Genomic DNA, 15,750 nt, shown 5'->3' with positions numbered 1-15,750 from the left:
TAAGGACACCATTTGGAAAGCCTGTTAACCCTTCCTTTGGCTGGTGAGGCCAGAGTCAGGATCTTACAAATTACAGACACTCACCTGTTTGCCGAAAAGCATGAAACGCTGCTGGGTGTAAACACCTGGGACAGCTATCAATCCGTACTGGATGCAATACATGCAGAGTCGCCTGAATACGATCTGATCGTCGCGACTGGTGATTTGGCGCAGGACCAATCCGCTGCGGCCTATCAGCATTTTGCTGAGGGCATCGCAAGCTTTCGTGCGCCCTGCGTTTGGCTACCGGGCAATCACGATTTTCAGCCGGCAATGTACAGCGCGCTACAGGACGCGGGGATCTCACCCGCTAAACGCGTCTTTATTGGTGAACAGTGGCAAATCCTGTTGCTGGACAGCCAGGTGTTCGGCGTTCCCCACGGTGAATTAAGCGAATTTCAGCTCGAATGGCTGGAACGTAAACTTGCCGATGCGCCTGAGCGCAATACTTTGCTGCTTCTGCATCATCATCCTCTGCCAGCAGGTTGTAGCTGGCTCGATCAGCATAGCCTGCGTAATGCCGCAGAGCTGGATAACGTGCTGGTGAATTATCCTCGTGCCAAGTATTTGTTGTGTGGGCATATTCATCAGGAACTGGATTTGGACTGGAACGGACGCCGCCTGCTGGCGACGCCGTCGACCTGTGTGCAGTTTAAGCCACACTGTTCCAACTTCACGTTAGATACCATCAGCCCAGGCTGGCGGACGCTGGAGCTTTTTGCTGACGGGACGTTGCAGACTCAGGTGCGCCGTCTGCAGGGTAATCGGTTCCACCCTGATACCGCTTCAGAAGGCTACTGATGTCTACGCTTCTTTATCTTCACGGATTTAATAGTTCTCCTCGTTCGGCGAAGGCATGTTTGCTGAAAAACTGGCTGGCGGAGCATCATCCGCACATTGAGATGATCGTACCCCAGTTGCCACCGTATCCGGCCCAGGCCGCAGAGATGCTGGAATCGATCATTCTTGAACATGGCGGAGAGTCGCTGGGAATTGTCGGTTCCTCGCTAGGAGGCTATTACGCCACCTGGCTGTCGCAATGTTTTATGCTGCCCGCGGTGGTGGTGAACCCTGCTGTCCGACCTTATGAACTGCTGGTCGACTATCTCGGTCAAAACGAGAACCCCTACACGGGGCAGCAATATGTGCTAGAGTCACGCCATATTTACGATCTTAAAGTCATGCAGATTGACCCGCTGGAAGCGCCGGATTTGATCTGGCTGCTTCAACAAACGGGCGATGAAGTGTTGGACTACCGCCAGGCGGTGGCGTATTACGCCTCCTGCCGCCAGACAGTTATTGAGGGCGGAAACCACGCATTCACGGGCTTCGAAGATTATTTCAACCCGATTGTCGATTTCCTTGGACTGCACAGTTTCTGACGATCAATTCGAATTGCTTATTTAAACCATGACGCAAACTTATAACGCTGATGCCATTGAGGTACTCACTGGGCTTGAGCCGGTACGCCGTCGCCCGGGGATGTACACCGATACAACCCGTCCGAACCATCTTGGACAGGAAGTGATTGATAACAGTGTGGATGAAGCACTGGCGGGCCACGCAAAACGCGTGGACGTGATTTTACATGCCGACCAGTCTCTGGAAGTTATTGATGATGGCCGCGGCATGCCGGTAGACATTCACCCTGAAGAGGGCGTTCCGGCGGTAGAGCTGATCCTCTGTCGTCTGCACGCAGGCGGTAAGTTCTCCAACAAAAACTATCAGTTCTCTGGTGGTTTACATGGGGTGGGGATCTCCGTGGTCAACGCCCTGTCGAAGCGTGTGGAAGTGAACGTGCGCCGCGACGGGCAGGTGTACAACATCGCGTTTGAGAACGGCGATAAGGTGCAAGATTTACAGGTTGTCGGTACCTGCGGTAAACGCAATACCGGAACCAGCGTGCACTTCTGGCCGGATGAAAGCTTCTTTGACAGCCCGCGTTTTTCCGTTTCGCGCTTAACGCACGTACTGAAAGCCAAAGCGGTGCTGTGCCCAGGCGTTGAGATCACCTTTAAGGATGAGGTCAATAACAGTGAACAGCGCTGGTGCTACCAGGATGGCCTGAATGACTATCTGAGCGAAGCGGTGAATGGCTTGCCGACGCTGCCGGAAAAACCGTTTATCGGTAATTTCAGCGGTGAAACAGAAACCGTGGACTGGGCGCTGCTCTGGCTGCCGGAAGGCGGCGAGCTGCTGACTGAAAGCTATGTTAACCTGATCCCAACCATGCAGGGCGGTACGCACGTTAACGGCCTGCGCCAGGGTCTGCTGGATGCAATGCGCGAGTTCTGTGAATACCGCAATATTCTGCCGCGCGGTGTGAAGCTGTCGGCGGAAGATATCTGGGATCGCTGTGCTTACGTGCTGTCGGTAAAAATGCAGGATCCGCAGTTTGCCGGACAAACCAAAGAGCGCCTCTCTTCGCGGCAGTGCGCGGCATTCGTCTCTGGCGTGGTGAAAGATGCTTTCAGCCTGTGGCTGAACCAGAACGTGCAATCAGCCGAACTGCTGGCTGAGATGGCGATTTCCAGCGCCCAGCGTCGTCTGCGGGCCGCGAAAAAAGTGGTGCGTAAAAAGTTGACCAGCGGTCCGGCGTTGCCGGGTAAACTGGCGGATTGTACCGCACAGGATCTTAATCGCACCGAACTGTTCCTCGTCGAAGGTGACTCGGCGGGCGGATCGGCTAAACAGGCGCGCGATCGTGAATATCAGGCGATCATGCCGCTGAAAGGTAAGATCCTCAACACCTGGGAAGTCTCTTCCGATGAAGTGTTGGCCTCGCAGGAAGTTCACGATATTTCGGTGGCGATCGGCATCGATCCGGACAGTGATGATCTGAGCCAGCTGCGCTACGGTAAGATCTGTATTCTGGCGGATGCGGATTCTGATGGTTTGCACATCGCCACGCTGCTGTGCGCGCTGTTTGTGAAACACTTCCGTACGCTGGTGAAACACGGTCACGTCTATGTGGCGCTGCCGCCGTTATACCGTATCGACCTCGGTAAAGAGGTGTATTACGCGCTGACGGAAGAAGAGAAAGCGGGCGTGCTGGAGCAGTTAAAACGCAAGAAAGGCAAGCCGAACGTGCAGCGCTTTAAAGGTCTGGGTGAAATGAACCCGATGCAGCTGCGTGAAACCACGCTGGATCCGAACACCCGCCGCCTGGTGCAGCTCATCATCGATGACGAAGACGATCAGCGTACCAACGCAATGATGGATATGCTGCTGGCCAAGAAGCGTTCTGAAGATCGCCGTAACTGGTTGCAGGAGAAAGGCGACCTGGCGGATCTCGAAGGGTAATTGACCGTGAATGCCTGGTGACGCTGGGCTTACCAGGCCTGAGGATTGCAATATAAGCCGGATACGTCTGTTTATGGCGTTATCCGGCAAATCGACAATCTTAAATGCCAGACTCCAGAATACGAATACTCATGTCCAGCACGTCGCCTTTCACGGCTTCGCTATAGGCTTTCATATGCGGTGTCTGCAAATGCGCTTCAAGATGCGCAATGCTTTCCCACTGTTCAACCATCACGATTGAGTCCGGGGCTGTGGTCTGAAAACTAACGCCAGCAGCATGATCGACCATCGGCGCGTAGCCGTGGCAGCCTTCTTCTTTCAATACGGTTGGAACGATTTTAGCGAATTGATCCAGTACCGCCTGGCGGTGATGTTGACCTGGACGTGTACGGATTTCTGCAATAACGGTAAGCATGGTTAACTCCTTCTAATTCCAGGTTACCAGTTAACCAAAAATTTCGCTCAGATGCTTGCGATATTCTGCGATATAACGCGGGACGTCCGGCATTTTAATCACGTCATTGGTGATAAAGGTCGGCAGCGCTTCCATTCCCAGGAACTGGTTTGCTTTATGGAACGGGAGATAAACGCCATCAACGCCAACGCCATGGAAGAACTGATCTTTTTCAGTGAAAGCTTCCATCGGTGCGTTCCAGGTCAGTGACAGCATGTATTTTTTGCCCTGAATCAGCCCACCGGAGCCGTATTTTTTAGACGCATCTGAACGCGTGCGACCATCGCTGGCGTACAGCGTACCGTGACCTTCGGTAAACACGTCATCAATGTATTTTTTCACGGTCCACGGCGCACCCATCCACCAGCCAGGCATTTGCCAGATAACCACATCGGCCCAGACGAAGTTCTGTACTTCATCAGGAATGTCATAGTCGCTGTCGGCGCGCACGACTTTAACATCATGCCCGAGGTCGCGCAGAAGGCCATCCGCGACCTCGGTCAGGGTGTCGTTTAACTGACCGTTGGAGTGGGCGAATTTTTTCGCACCATTGATAATCAGAATGTTGCTCATTTTGTGTCCTCAGGGAAATACGTTTGAAGACGATTTTACCCCTACCAGCGACGCGGTGAAATTAGCAAAATGTGCAAAGTCTTTTGCTATTTGAGCAATAATAACGCAATTACCAACTGACCTTCGCTTCAAAGCCACCTTGCGGAGCGTTGCCAAACGAGGCTGACATTCCATGCAATATTGCGATACGGCGGACGATCGATAGGCCGAGACCGCTGCCGGTCACGCTTTGTCCCGGTGGACGATAAAAGCGTTCCCCGATGTGCGTAAGGACCTCTGGCGCAACGCCAGGACCATTATCCTTGACGCTAAAATTACGGGCGTTGAGCGTCACTTCCACAATGCTACCCCGCGGGCTGTAGCGGATCGCATTATCCAGCAGATTTCGTACCATCAGGCTCAGTAACAGCGGCTGTCCTGTGCGCATGATGTTGTGCGCGTTAATCTGCAAACGCACGTCGATATGCGCCTGCTGGGCTGGATGGTAGATATCCATCACCGCGGATTGCAAAAGCTCCTCCAGCGAGATTTCCGCCACATCCTGAAGATTGTCGAGGGAGTCGAGGCGTGAAAGCGTCAGTAACTGATCGACCAGTCGGGTGGCGCGTTCAATTCCCGCATGCAACTGTACCAGCGCTTTTTCCCGCGTTTGCGGGTCGTCATCTGACAGTTGCACCACTTCCGTTTGTACTTTCAGCGCGGTCAACGGGCTGCGCAGCTCGTGGGCAGCATCAGAAGTGAAACGCCGTTCGCGAACCATCATGGAATGGGTGCGAGTAAACAACTGATTGAGCGATTCAACCAACGGGCGCACTTCGCTTGGCACACCTTTCGGGTCGAGCGGCTCCTCCGATTCCGGTGAGCGCCAGCGCAGAGCTTGCGCCAGTTTTTTTAGCGGCCTGAGTTCACGGCTAATCATGACCACCAGGATTAGCAACATCAGCGGCAGCGCAATCAACCACGGTGTTAACTGGGCGGTGACGATCGACAGCGCCATATCCTCTCGATACTCCCACTCCTGGCCTACCACAATGCGGTATTTGCCGTCAGCGGAATTCAGCCACAGAAAACGCCATGCGTCGTTGTCCCCCTTGAGTTGGCCATCGGTAAAGCCTTCGTGGGTGTAGCTGTAGGGAATATCTTGGCCGTTGTCGCCATCGTGCAATACCATTTTGCCGTCGATGGTGAAGATGGCAAACGTCAGCGCGTCGTCATCAATATGGCCGTGCTTGAGCTTCTTCGGCGTGCGAGCCATATTGCTTGAGGTGGTGACGTCGCTGATATCCAGCGTACTGAGCCGCTTGGCGAACAGCATCAGTTGGGTATCAAACAGCTCATCGACATTGTCGGTGGTCTGCTTCCAGGCTACAAAGCTGGAAACGGCCCAGGTTGCTGATGCCAGAATCAGAAAAATAAGCGTTAGCCTGACGCGCAGGCTGAGGCGTTGTGTGAGTTTCATGCGTCACCCAGGGTGTAGCCAATGCCATGCACGGTACGGATAAAGTCGCTGCCGAGCTTACGGCGTAAGTGATGGACGTGTACTTCAATCGCATTGCTGGAGACGTTTTCGTCCCAGGTATACAGTTTTTCTTGAATCAGTTTGCGGGGCAGGACGCGACCCTTATTGCGCATCAGCAGCTCCAGTAGAGCGAACTCTTTGGGTTTGAGAGACAAAGGCTCATCTGCCGACGTGGCAACCAGCGCGCCGGGATCAAGCGTCACCTGGCCATGGCGCAATATGTTGCTCGCCTGGCCGCTGGCACGGCGCACCAGCGCCTCCAGCCTGGCGGCAACTTCGATCAGCGCAAAGGGTTTGCACAGATAGTCATCCGCGCCGAGACGCAGACCCTCAACGCGTTCCGCCAGCGCGTCGCGAGCGGTCAGAATCAGCACTGGCTCCTGCTTCCCGTTGGCTCGCCATTCGCGCAAGATCTCCCGTCCGTCGATGCCTGGCAGCGTCAGGTCGAGGATCACCGCATCATAAGGGGCGCTGTAGAGCGCTTCTTTCCCCTGGCGACCCTCGGTAAACCAGTCGATGCTGAAACCCATTTTACTCAGACCTGTTTTCAGGCCGTCGCCGATCAACGTGTCATCTTCGATCAGTAAAATACGCATATGTTCTTCCCTGCAGCCGCTCTCATTAGCGTCAGTAAACCTTGTGACTACAGCCTCTGTACAGCAAAAAAAGTATCTTTTTTTGCCTTAAGAACTTGTTAAGGATTAACTTATTTAATAGTCGTAAACCAAAATGAAAGGGAGACATGACGATGAAAAAATTAGCTGCAATGGTTGCTGTAATGGCACTGTGTTCCGCACCTGTTCTGGCAGCGCAGCAGGGCGGTTTCTCTGGACCGACAACCACCACGCAAAGCCAAAATGGCGGATTTGTCGGCCCGAATGGTAGCAGCGCGACGGTAGAAAGCGCCAAATCACTGCGTGATGACACTTGGGTTACCCTGCGCGGGAACATCGTTGAGCGTATTTCCGACGACCTGTATGTGTTTAAAGATGCGACCGGCACGGTGAATGTGGATATCGACCACAAGCGCTGGAACGGCGTAACCGTCACACCACAGGATGTGGTTGAAATCCAGGGGGAAGTGGATAAAGACTGGAACTCCGTTGAAATCGACGTGAAACAGATTACCAAAGTTGCCAAATAATCCCCATCAGGGCCGCACTCGTGGCCCTTTTCTTTGTGACTCAACACGCCAGATAGGGTAGTATCTGCGGCAATATTGCCCTTCAATAGAGGGGTACAAAGTTGAGGAACCACGATTAATGAGCGATATGGCAGAGCGCCTGGCGCTGCATGAATTCACGGAAACCGCCTATCTGAACTACTCCATGTACGTCATCATGGACAGGGCGTTGCCGTTTATTGGCGATGGTTTGAAACCCGTTCAGCGTCGCATCGTGTACGCGATGTCCGAACTGGGGCTGAATGCCAGCGCCAAATTTAAAAAATCCGCCCGTACCGTCGGTGACGTACTGGGTAAATACCACCCACACGGCGACAGCGCTTGTTATGAAGCGATGGTACTGATGGCGCAGCCGTTCTCTTACCGTTATCCGTTGGTCGACGGGCAGGGGAACTGGGGGGCGCCGGACGATCCGAAATCCTTCGCGGCGATGCGTTATACCGAATCCCGCCTGTCTAAATATGCGGAAGTTCTGCTGGGTGAACTTGGCCAGGGAACGTCGGACTGGGTGCCAAACTTCGACGGCACCATGCAGGAGCCGAAGATGCTGCCTGCGCGTCTGCCAAATATTCTGTTGAACGGCACGACCGGTATTGCCGTTGGTATGGCGACGGACATTCCGCCACACAACCTGCGTGAAGTGGCGAAAGCGGCGATTACCCTGATTGAGCAGCCGAAAACGACGCTGGATCAGTTGCTGGACATCGTGCAGGGGCCGGACTACCCGACCGAAGCGGAGATCATTACCTCGCGGGCGGAGATTCGTAAGATTTACGAAAACGGACGTGGCTCCGTACGTATGCGTGCGGTATGGACGAAAGAAGACGGCGCGGTGGTGATTTCCGCACTGCCGCATCAGGTTTCCGGGGCAAAAGTGCTGGAGCAGATCGCCGCTCAAATGCGCAATAAAAAGCTGCCGATGGTAGACGACCTGCGCGACGAATCGGATCACGAAAACCCGACCCGTCTGGTGATTGTCCCGCGCTCCAATCGTGTGGATATGGAGCAGGTGATGAACCACCTGTTTGCCACCACCGATCTGGAAAAAAGCTACCGCATCAATCTGAATATGATCGGTCTTGATGGTCGTCCAGCGGTGAAAAATCTGCTGGAGATTCTCACCGAATGGCTGGCGTTTCGCCGCGATACCGTACGTCGTCGCCTGAACTATCGTCTGGAAAAAGTGCTTAAACGCCTGCATATCCTTGAAGGTTTGCTGGTGGCGTTCCTCAACATTGACGAAGTGATCGAAATTATTCGTCATGAGGATGAACCTAAGCCCGAGCTGATGTCGCGGTTTGGCATTTCTGAAACCCAGGCTGAAGCCATTCTTGAGCTGAAATTGCGCCACCTTGCCAAACTCGAAGAGATGAAAATCCGCGGCGAGCAGGATGAGCTGGCGAAAGAGCGCGATCAGCTGCAAGGCATTCTGGCTTCCGAGCGTAAAATGAGTAACCTGCTGAAGAAAGAGCTGCAGGCTGATGCCGAGGCCTATGGCGACGAACGCCGCTCTCCGCTGCAGGAACGTGAAGAAGCGAAGGCGATGAGCGAGCACGACATGCTGCCGTCAGAGCCAGTGACCATTGTGCTGTCCCAGAGTGGTTGGGTGCGTAGCGCGAAAGGCCACGACATTGATGCGCCGGGATTAAGCTATAAAGCGGGCGACAGCTTTAAGTCTGCGGTGAAGGGTAAGAGCAACCAGCCAGTGGTGTTCGTGGACTCGACCGGACGCAGCTACGCCATCGACCCGATTACGCTGCCGTCGGCGCGTGGACAGGGTGAACCGCTGACCGGGAAGCTCACGCTGCCGCCGGGCGCGACGGTTGAGCACATGCTGATGGAAGGCGACGATCAGAAACTGCTGATGGCATCCGATGCGGGTTACGGTTTTGTCTGCACCTTCAACGACCTGGTAGCTCGTAACCGTGCTGGTAAGGCATTGATTACGCTGCCAGAAAATTCGCGCGTTATGCCGCCGGTTGTGATTGAAGATGAAACCGATATGCTGCTGGCAATCACCCAAGCTGGTCGCATGTTGATGTTCCCGGTAAGCGATTTGCCGCAATTGTCAAAAGGCAAAGGGAACAAGATTATCAATATCCCTTCAGCGGAAGCGGCGAAAGGTGAAGATGGCCTGGCGCAGCTCTACGTGCTGCCGCCACAAAGCACGCTGACTATCCACGTTGGTAAGCGCAAAATTAAACTGCGTCCTGAAGAGTTGCAGAAAGTGACCGGCGAGCGTGGCCGTCGCGGTACGCTAATGCGTGGTCTGCAGCGTATCGATCGCATTGACATTGACTCGCCTCGACGCGCCAGTCACGGCGACAGCGAAGAATAACGCTACCGTCCGGCTCTCCCTGTTTTAGCCCGGGGAGAGCCAACGTTAAAAATTCCCGTGAAACCGTTGTTTATTCGTGCGTTGCGATTAACAATACGCTTTTCCAGAGAGCCGCCCTTAACAAAGCCCTAACCTGATACTGCGTGATGAATCAGGTGACGTAAAATGCCAGGCTCTTAGGCCTCAGAGGTTGTTATGCTATATATTTTTCGTTTAATCATTACTGTTATTTACTGCGTTCTGGTCTGTATTTTCGGTTGCATATACTGTCTGTTCAGCCCACGAAATCCAAAACACGTCGCAACGTTCGGTCATATGTTTGGCCGCCTGGCTCCCCTTTATGGCCTGAAGGTTGAGTGCCGCATGCCGGCAGACGCGCAGAACTATGGTAATGCTATCTATATTTGTAATCATCAGAACAACTATGACATGGTTACCGCTGCGAATATTGTTCAGCCGCCGACGGTGACGGTAGGTAAAAAAAGCCTGTTGTGGATCCCATTCTTCGGGCTGCTGTACTGGTTAACCGGCAACCTGCTGATTGACAGAAACAACCGTACCAAAGCGCACAGCACCATTGCGGCGGTGGTGAATCATTTCAAAAAACGTCGTATTTCTATCTGGATGTTCCCGGAAGGAACGCGCAGCCGTGGTCGCGGTCTGCTGCCGTTTAAAACCGGCGCGTTTCATGCGGCGATTGCGGCGGGTGTCCCGGTTATTCCGGTGTGCGTTTCAACCACCTCGAATAAGATAAAACTCAACCGACTCAATAATGGTCTGGCGATTGTAGAGATGTTGCCGCCGGTAGATATTAGCCACTTTGGGAAAGATCAGGTTCGTGAACTGGCAGCGCATTGCCGTACGCTGATGGAACAAAAAATCGCAGAACTCGATAAAGAAGTTGCTGAGCGGGAAGCCGCCGGTAAGGTTTAATCCGCGCAATTCGGGTTTGTTACAGGAAAAGATTTCCTGCGTGTTAATCGCCAGTTTTTCATGGAGTTTATATGTCATTCAGTCGGCGTCAGTTCATTCAGGCATCGGGGATCGCACTGTGTGCAGGTGCTGTTCCGCTGAAGGCTAATGCTGCCGGTCAGCAACAACCGTTACCCGTACCTCCGCTGCTGGAGTCCCGTCGGGGGCAGCCGTTATTTATGACGCTGCAACGCGCCCACTGGTCCTTCACGCAAGGCACGCGCGCACCTGTCTGGGGGATTAACGGTCGCTACCTGGGACCGACGATCCGCGTCTGGAAAGGGGATGACGTCAAGCTTATCTACAGCAACCGTCTGACTGAAAATGTCTCGATGACTGTCGCTGGATTACAGGTGCCAGGCCCGCTGATGGGCGGCCCGGCGCGCATGATGTCCCCTAATGCAGACTGGGCACCAGTGCTGCCGATTCGTCAGAATGCCGCTACGCTGTGGTATTACGCCAATACGCCAAATCGTACTGCCCAGCAGGTTTATAACGGTCTTGCCGGAATGTGGCTGATTGAAGATGAAGTGAGTAAATCACTGTCTATTCCCAACCACTACGGCGTGGATGATTTTCCGATCATTATCCAGGACAAGCGTCTGGACAACTTTGGTACGCCGGAATATAGCGAACCCGGCAGCGGTGGTTTTGTCGGTGATACCCTGCTGGTCAACGGGGCGCAAAGCCCGTATGTCGAAGTCTCTCGCGGCTGGGTGCGTTTGCGTTTGCTGAACGCTTCAAACTCACGTCGTTACCAGTTGCAAATGAGCGATGGCCGCGCGCTGCATGTGATTTCCAGCGATCAGGGCTTTTTACCTGCGCCCGTTTCGGTGAAGCAGCTCTCGCTGGCGCCTGGCGAGCGCCGTGAGATCCTGGTGGATATGACTAACGGAAATGAGGTCTCTATCACCTGTGGTGAGGCGGCCAGCATTGTCGACAGGATCCGCGGATTCTTTGAGCCTTCCAGTATTCTCATCTCCACGCTGGTATTGACGCTGCGCCCGACCGGTCTCCTGCCGCTGGTGACCGACAGTCTGCCAATGCGCCTGCTGCCAACGGAAATCCTCAGTGGTTCACCGATTCGCAGCCGTGATATCAGTCTGGATGACGATCCCGGCATCAACGGTCAGCTGTGGGACGTCAACCGCATGGATATTACCGCTCAGCAGGGCTCCTGGGAGCGCTGGACGGTACGAGCGGATATGCCTCAGTCTTTCCATATCGAAGGCGTCTCGTTCCTGATCCGTAATGTGAATGGCGCAATGCCGTTCCCGGAAGACCGGGGCTGGAAAGATACCGTCTGGGTCGACGGCCAGGTTGAATTACTGGTCTACTATGGACAACCTTCCTGGGCTCATTTCCCGTTCTACTTTAACAGTCAGACGCTGGAAATGGCGGATCGTGGTTCGATCGGACAGATATTGGTGAACCCGGCGCCGTAATGCGCCGGAGTTTCCGTTACGCCCGCCAGAACATGCGCGAGAACAGGATCAGTATGGGGTAAATCTCCAGACGCCCCATGATCATGGCCGCGCACATCAGAAGTTTTGCCTCCTCGTTTAAGGTGCCAAACGTCGTTGCGGTGATGCCAAATCCCAGCCCCATGTTATTGATGCAGGCGGCAACGGTGGCGAAAGAGGAGAAGAGATCGTAGCCCATCAGATTGAGCGCCCAGATAAAAAAGCTGGTAAATAAAACGTAGAGAAAGAAAAAGCTCCATACCGAACGCACTACTCGGTCGCTTACCACGTTATTGCCCACTTTGATATTCAGCAGGGCGCGAGGATGCGCGAGCTGATGTAACTCCTGACGGCATTGCTTGAACATAATCAAAAAACGCAGCACCTTAATCCCCCCGCAGGTCGAGCCGACACAACCGCCGAAGAAACTGGCGCTGAGCAGCATGAAGATCGTGTGCGAAGGCCACTGCGCATAATCCGCCGTCGACAGGCCATTATCTGTCAGCATGGGGCTGGCCAGAAAAAAGGCATGCACCAGGCTGTCCGTTATCCCGTACATACCCGCCCGCCAGACCTGCCAGGTGGCGATCAGGGTGACAACCAGCGCAATAAGCAGAAAGAAACGCAGCTCGGCATTACGACGAAAGGGCTTAAAGGTACGTTTCACAATAGCTACGTACCAGAGGGTGAAGTTAAACGCAGATAGCAGTGAAAACAGTCCGGCGACTAACTCAATAGCGTGGCTGTTATAAAACCCGATGCTCTCACTACGGGTGGAAAATCCGCCGAGAGAGACCGTCGACAGCCCGTGGCATAAGGCATCGAAAAACGACATCCCGGCAATCCAGTAGGCCAGAGTACAAATAAGGCCGAGAATGACGTAGGTCAGCCACAGCGTACGTGCGGTATCAGCAAGCCTTGGCGTGAGGCGTTCTTCTTTAAAGGGACCTGGCATTTCAGACTGATACAGCTTCATACCACCAATACCCAGCAGGGGTAATACCGCCACGGCAAGGACAATAACCCCCAGGCCGCCAATAAAATTGAGCTGAGCCCGATAATACAGATACGATTTCGGCAAGGCGCTGACGTCGTCAATTACCGTAGCGCCAGTGGTGGTTATCCCGGAAACCCCTTCGAACAGGGCATCGGCAAAGGAGAGATTTAAGCCATCGTCCATCCACATCGGCATGGCGCTGATAAACGAAAACAGCAGCCAGAACAGGACGATAATGACGAAGCCATCCCGGGTTCGTAGTTGAATTCCTGCATGTTTGGTTGCCAGCCACGCTCCACCGCCGAGGGTAAAGAACGTCATAAATGTGCTGAAAAAAGCGAAAAAGCTCCGCTCTTTATTTAACAGAGCAATGGTCATCGGCGGCAGCATGGAGAAGCTGTAGAGAAGAACCAGAAATCCGCACAGGTGAACAACTACCCGTAACTGGGAAATATGCAGTGAATCGTTGAGTCGCAATGAAAAATCCCCCGCCGAAAAAGAGTTATCTCAGCTGGCCGGCATGGTGTTAATTATGAATGATAAAAATGGGCGTCGTAAAATTTAACAATTTAAATCACTTTCTACTTGTCCGACTCAGACTCCACTTCATTTCTTGCCGACATACAGCGTATAATCCCCGGCCTTTGATTATTTTTTTACCATTTTTGGAAGCACTATGAGCGCAATATCCCTGATCCAGCCGGACAGAGACCTTTTCTCCTGGCCGCAATACTGGGCTGCCTGTTTTGGCCCGGCACCATTTTTGCCGATGTCACGCGACGAAATGGACCAACTTGGCTGGGATAGCTGCGACATCATTCTGGTTACCGGTGATGCATACGTCGATCATCCCAGCTTTGGCATGGCAATTTGCGGCCGTATGCTGGAAGCGCAGGGCTTTCGTGTTGGGATTATCGCCCAGCCGGAGTGGAACAACAAAGACGATTTTATGCGTTTGGGTAAACCGAACCTGTTCTTTGGTGTAACCGCGGGCAACATGGATTCGATGATCAACCGTTATATCGCCGATCGCCGACTGCGCCATGACGATGCTTATACGCCAGACAACGTGGCGGGCAAACGCCCGGACCGCGCGACGCTGGTCTATACCCAGCGCTGTAAGGAAGCATGGAAAGATGTGCCGGTTATTCTCGGCGGTATTGAGGCCAGCCTGCGCCGTACCGCGCACTACGACTACTGGTCTGATACCGTTCGTCGCTCCGTGCTGGTGGATTCAAAAGCCGACATGCTGATGTTCGGTAACGGCGAACGTCCGCTGGTGGAAGTGGCGCATCGTCTGGCGATGGGTGAAACTATCGATCAGATCCGCGACGTGCGTAACACCGCGATTATGGTTAAAGAAGCGCTGCCGGGCTGGAGTGGGGTGGATTCCACGCGTCTCGACACGCCGGGCAAAATTGACCCGATCCCGCATCCATACGGCGAGGATCTGCCGTGTGCCGACAACAAACCTGTCGCCCCGAAAAAGCAGGAAGCGAAAGCGGTAACCGTACAGCCGCCGCGCCCGAAACCGTGGGAAAAAACCTACGTGCTGCTGCCGTCCTTCGAAAAAGTGAAGGGCGATAAAGTGCTGTATGCACATGCGTCGCGTATCCTGCACCACGAAACCAACCCAGGCTGTGCGCGCGCGCTGATGCAAAAGCATGGCGATCGCTACATCTGGATCAACCCGCCAGCCATTCCGCTCTCTACCGAAGAAATGGACAGCGTCTTTGCGCTGCCGTACAAGCGCGTGCCGCATCCGGCGTATGGCGACAGCCGCATTCCGGCCTACGAGATGATCCGTTTCTCGATCAACATTATGCGTGGCTGTTTTGGCGGCTGCTCGTTCTGTTCGATCACCGAGCACGAAGGCCGCATTATCCAGAGCCGCTCTGAAGATTCGATCATCAATGAAATCGAAGCTATTCGCGACACCGTTCCGGGCTTTACCGGCGTGATTTCCGATCTCGGCGGCCCAACGGCGAACATGTATATGCTGCGCTGTAAGTCACCGCGTGCGGAGCAAACCTGCCGTCGTTTGTCATGCGCCTACCCGGATATTTGTCCGCATATGGATACCAACCACGAGCCGACGATTAACCTCTATCGCCGTGCGCGTGATTTGAAAGGCATTAAAAAGATCCTTATCGCTTCAGGTGTGCGCTATGACATCGCGGTTGAAGATCCGCGCTATATCAAAGAGCTGGCGACCCACCACGTGGGCGGCTATCTGAAGATTGCGCCAGAGCATACTGAAGAAGGCCCGCTGTCGAAGATGATGAAGCCGGGGATGGGCAGCTACGATCGCTTTAAGGAATTGTTCGACACCTACTCTAAACAGGCCGGTAAAGAGCAGTACCTGATCCCGTACTTTATTTCTGCGCATCCTGGGACGCGTGACGAGGATATGGTGAATCTGGCGCTGTGGCTGAAGCAACGTCGTTTCCGTCTGGATCAGGTGCAGAACTTCTATCCTTCACCATTGGCGAACTCCACAACCATGTATTACACCGGGAAAAACCCGCTGGGTAAAATTGGTTACAAGAGTGAAGACGTGGTGGTGCCGAAAGGTGATAAACAGCGTCGTCTGCATAAAGCGCTGCTGCGTTACCACGACCCAGCCAACTGGCCGTTAATCCGCCAGGCGCTGGAAGATATGGGGAAAAAGCATCTGATCGGTGGTCGTCGCGAATGTCTGGTTCCGGCGCCTACGCTGGAAGAGATGCGCGAAGCGCGTCGCCAGAACCGTCATACCCGTCCGGCGTTGACCAAGCACACGCCTGTGGCGCATCAGCGCCAGACGCCTGCCGCGAACAAAAAACGTGGGAAAGTAGCAGGGCGCTAATCTGTCTTGCCCGGGAGTGAAATGTTTACCGGGCCTGAAAGACCGTCGGCCGGATAAGGTG

The 15,750-nt window shown here is 54.0% G+C and carries 13 protein-coding genes; 8 read left to right on the top strand and 5 right to left on the bottom strand.

Annotation, left to right across the window (positions count from 1 at the left end):
* Positions 1 to 12: 12 nt before the first annotated feature.
* Genes cpdA through parE form a run of 3 tightly spaced genes read left to right on the top strand, consistent with a single transcriptional unit; the run spans position 13 to position 3,342 of the window.
* Positions 13 to 840: a 3',5'-cyclic-AMP phosphodiesterase gene (gene cpdA / locus OGV38_RS21435; RefSeq protein ID WP_016154517.1), complete on the top strand. Its 828-nt coding sequence runs from the start codon at positions 13 to 15 to the stop codon at positions 838 to 840.
* Entirely contained in the window at positions 840 to 1,421 is a 582-nt protein-coding gene (gene yqiA / locus OGV38_RS21430) for an esterase YqiA (RefSeq protein ID WP_019077695.1), read from the top strand. The genes cpdA and yqiA overlap by 1 nt, the downstream gene beginning before the upstream one ends.
* Before the next feature lie 28 nt (positions 1,422 to 1,449).
* Positions 1,450 to 3,342: a DNA topoisomerase IV subunit B gene (gene parE / locus OGV38_RS21425; RefSeq protein WP_003024571.1), complete on the top strand. Its 1,893-nt coding sequence runs from the start codon at positions 1,450 to 1,452 to the stop codon at positions 3,340 to 3,342.
* 100 nt (positions 3,343 to 3,442) lie between these two features.
* Here parE and OGV38_RS21420 read toward each other — a convergent pair whose 3' ends face one another.
* The 4 genes from OGV38_RS21420 to qseB form a co-directional block, all read right to left on the bottom strand.
* A complete protein-coding gene (locus OGV38_RS21420) occupies positions 3,443 to 3,757 on the bottom strand; it encodes a putative quinol monooxygenase (protein WP_016154515.1) in 315 nt (104 codons plus the stop codon).
* Positions 3,758 to 3,787: 30 nt separating this feature from the next.
* The gene (locus tag OGV38_RS21415) at positions 3,788 to 4,369 is read right to left on the bottom strand and encodes an NAD(P)H-dependent oxidoreductase (RefSeq protein WP_049041413.1); all 582 of its coding nucleotides are present in this window, start codon (positions 4,367 to 4,369) and stop codon (positions 3,788 to 3,790) included.
* 109 nt (positions 4,370 to 4,478) lie between these two features.
* Positions 4,479 to 5,828 carry a quorum sensing histidine kinase QseC gene (gene qseC, locus OGV38_RS21410; protein ID WP_053388755.1) on the bottom strand — a complete coding sequence of 450 codons (1,350 nt, stop codon included), beginning with the start codon at positions 5,826 to 5,828 and terminating at the stop codon, positions 4,479 to 4,481.
* Positions 5,825 to 6,484, bottom strand: a complete 660-nt coding sequence (gene qseB, locus OGV38_RS21405; RefSeq protein ID WP_047358644.1) for a quorum sensing response regulator transcription factor QseB — start codon at positions 6,482 to 6,484, stop codon at positions 5,825 to 5,827. The genes qseC and qseB overlap by 4 nt, the downstream gene beginning before the upstream one ends.
* Before the next feature lie 152 nt (positions 6,485 to 6,636).
* On the opposite strand from qseB, the gene OGV38_RS21400 reads away from it, so the two are divergent.
* The 4 genes from OGV38_RS21400 (at position 6,637) to ftsP (ending at position 11,826) form a co-directional block, all read left to right on the top strand.
* Complete coding sequence (locus OGV38_RS21400) at positions 6,637 to 7,032, top strand: YgiW/YdeI family stress tolerance OB fold protein (protein ID WP_016154511.1); 396 nt, start codon at positions 6,637 to 6,639, stop codon at positions 7,030 to 7,032.
* 118 nt (positions 7,033 to 7,150) lie between these two features.
* Positions 7,151 to 9,409 carry a DNA topoisomerase IV subunit A gene (parC, locus tag OGV38_RS21395; protein WP_016157479.1) on the top strand — a complete coding sequence of 753 codons (2,259 nt, stop codon included), beginning with the start codon at positions 7,151 to 7,153 and terminating at the stop codon, positions 9,407 to 9,409.
* Positions 9,410 to 9,604: 195 nt separating this feature from the next.
* Positions 9,605 to 10,342, top strand: coding sequence for a 1-acylglycerol-3-phosphate O-acyltransferase (gene plsC, locus OGV38_RS21390; protein ID WP_016154509.1), 738 nt, complete (start codon positions 9,605 to 9,607; stop codon positions 10,340 to 10,342).
* 71 nt (positions 10,343 to 10,413) lie between these two features.
* Positions 10,414 to 11,826, top strand: a complete 1,413-nt coding sequence (gene ftsP / locus OGV38_RS21385; protein WP_286474864.1) for a cell division protein FtsP — start codon at positions 10,414 to 10,416, stop codon at positions 11,824 to 11,826.
* Positions 11,827 to 11,842: 16 nt separating this feature from the next.
* Here the strand turns inward: ftsP and OGV38_RS21380 are convergent, their stop codons facing one another.
* Positions 11,843 to 13,318 (bottom strand): TrkH family potassium uptake protein, encoded by a 1,476-nt coding sequence (locus OGV38_RS21380; RefSeq protein WP_286474861.1) that lies wholly within the window; start codon positions 13,316 to 13,318, stop codon positions 11,843 to 11,845.
* Between the two features lie 199 nt (positions 13,319 to 13,517).
* On the opposite strand from OGV38_RS21380, the gene OGV38_RS21375 reads away from it, so the two are divergent.
* Positions 13,518 to 15,689: a YgiQ family radical SAM protein gene (locus OGV38_RS21375; RefSeq protein ID WP_286474859.1), complete on the top strand. Its 2,172-nt coding sequence runs from the start codon at positions 13,518 to 13,520 to the stop codon at positions 15,687 to 15,689.
* The last annotated feature ends 61 nt before the right edge of the window (positions 15,690 to 15,750 follow it).

This window comes from Citrobacter sp. Cb080 (genome assembly GCF_030334745.1).
GTDB classification, from domain to species: domain Bacteria; phylum Pseudomonadota; class Gammaproteobacteria; order Enterobacterales; family Enterobacteriaceae; genus Citrobacter; species Citrobacter braakii.
Note: the sequence above shows the minus strand (reverse complement) of the source record. Positions and strands in the feature narration are given on the sequence as shown.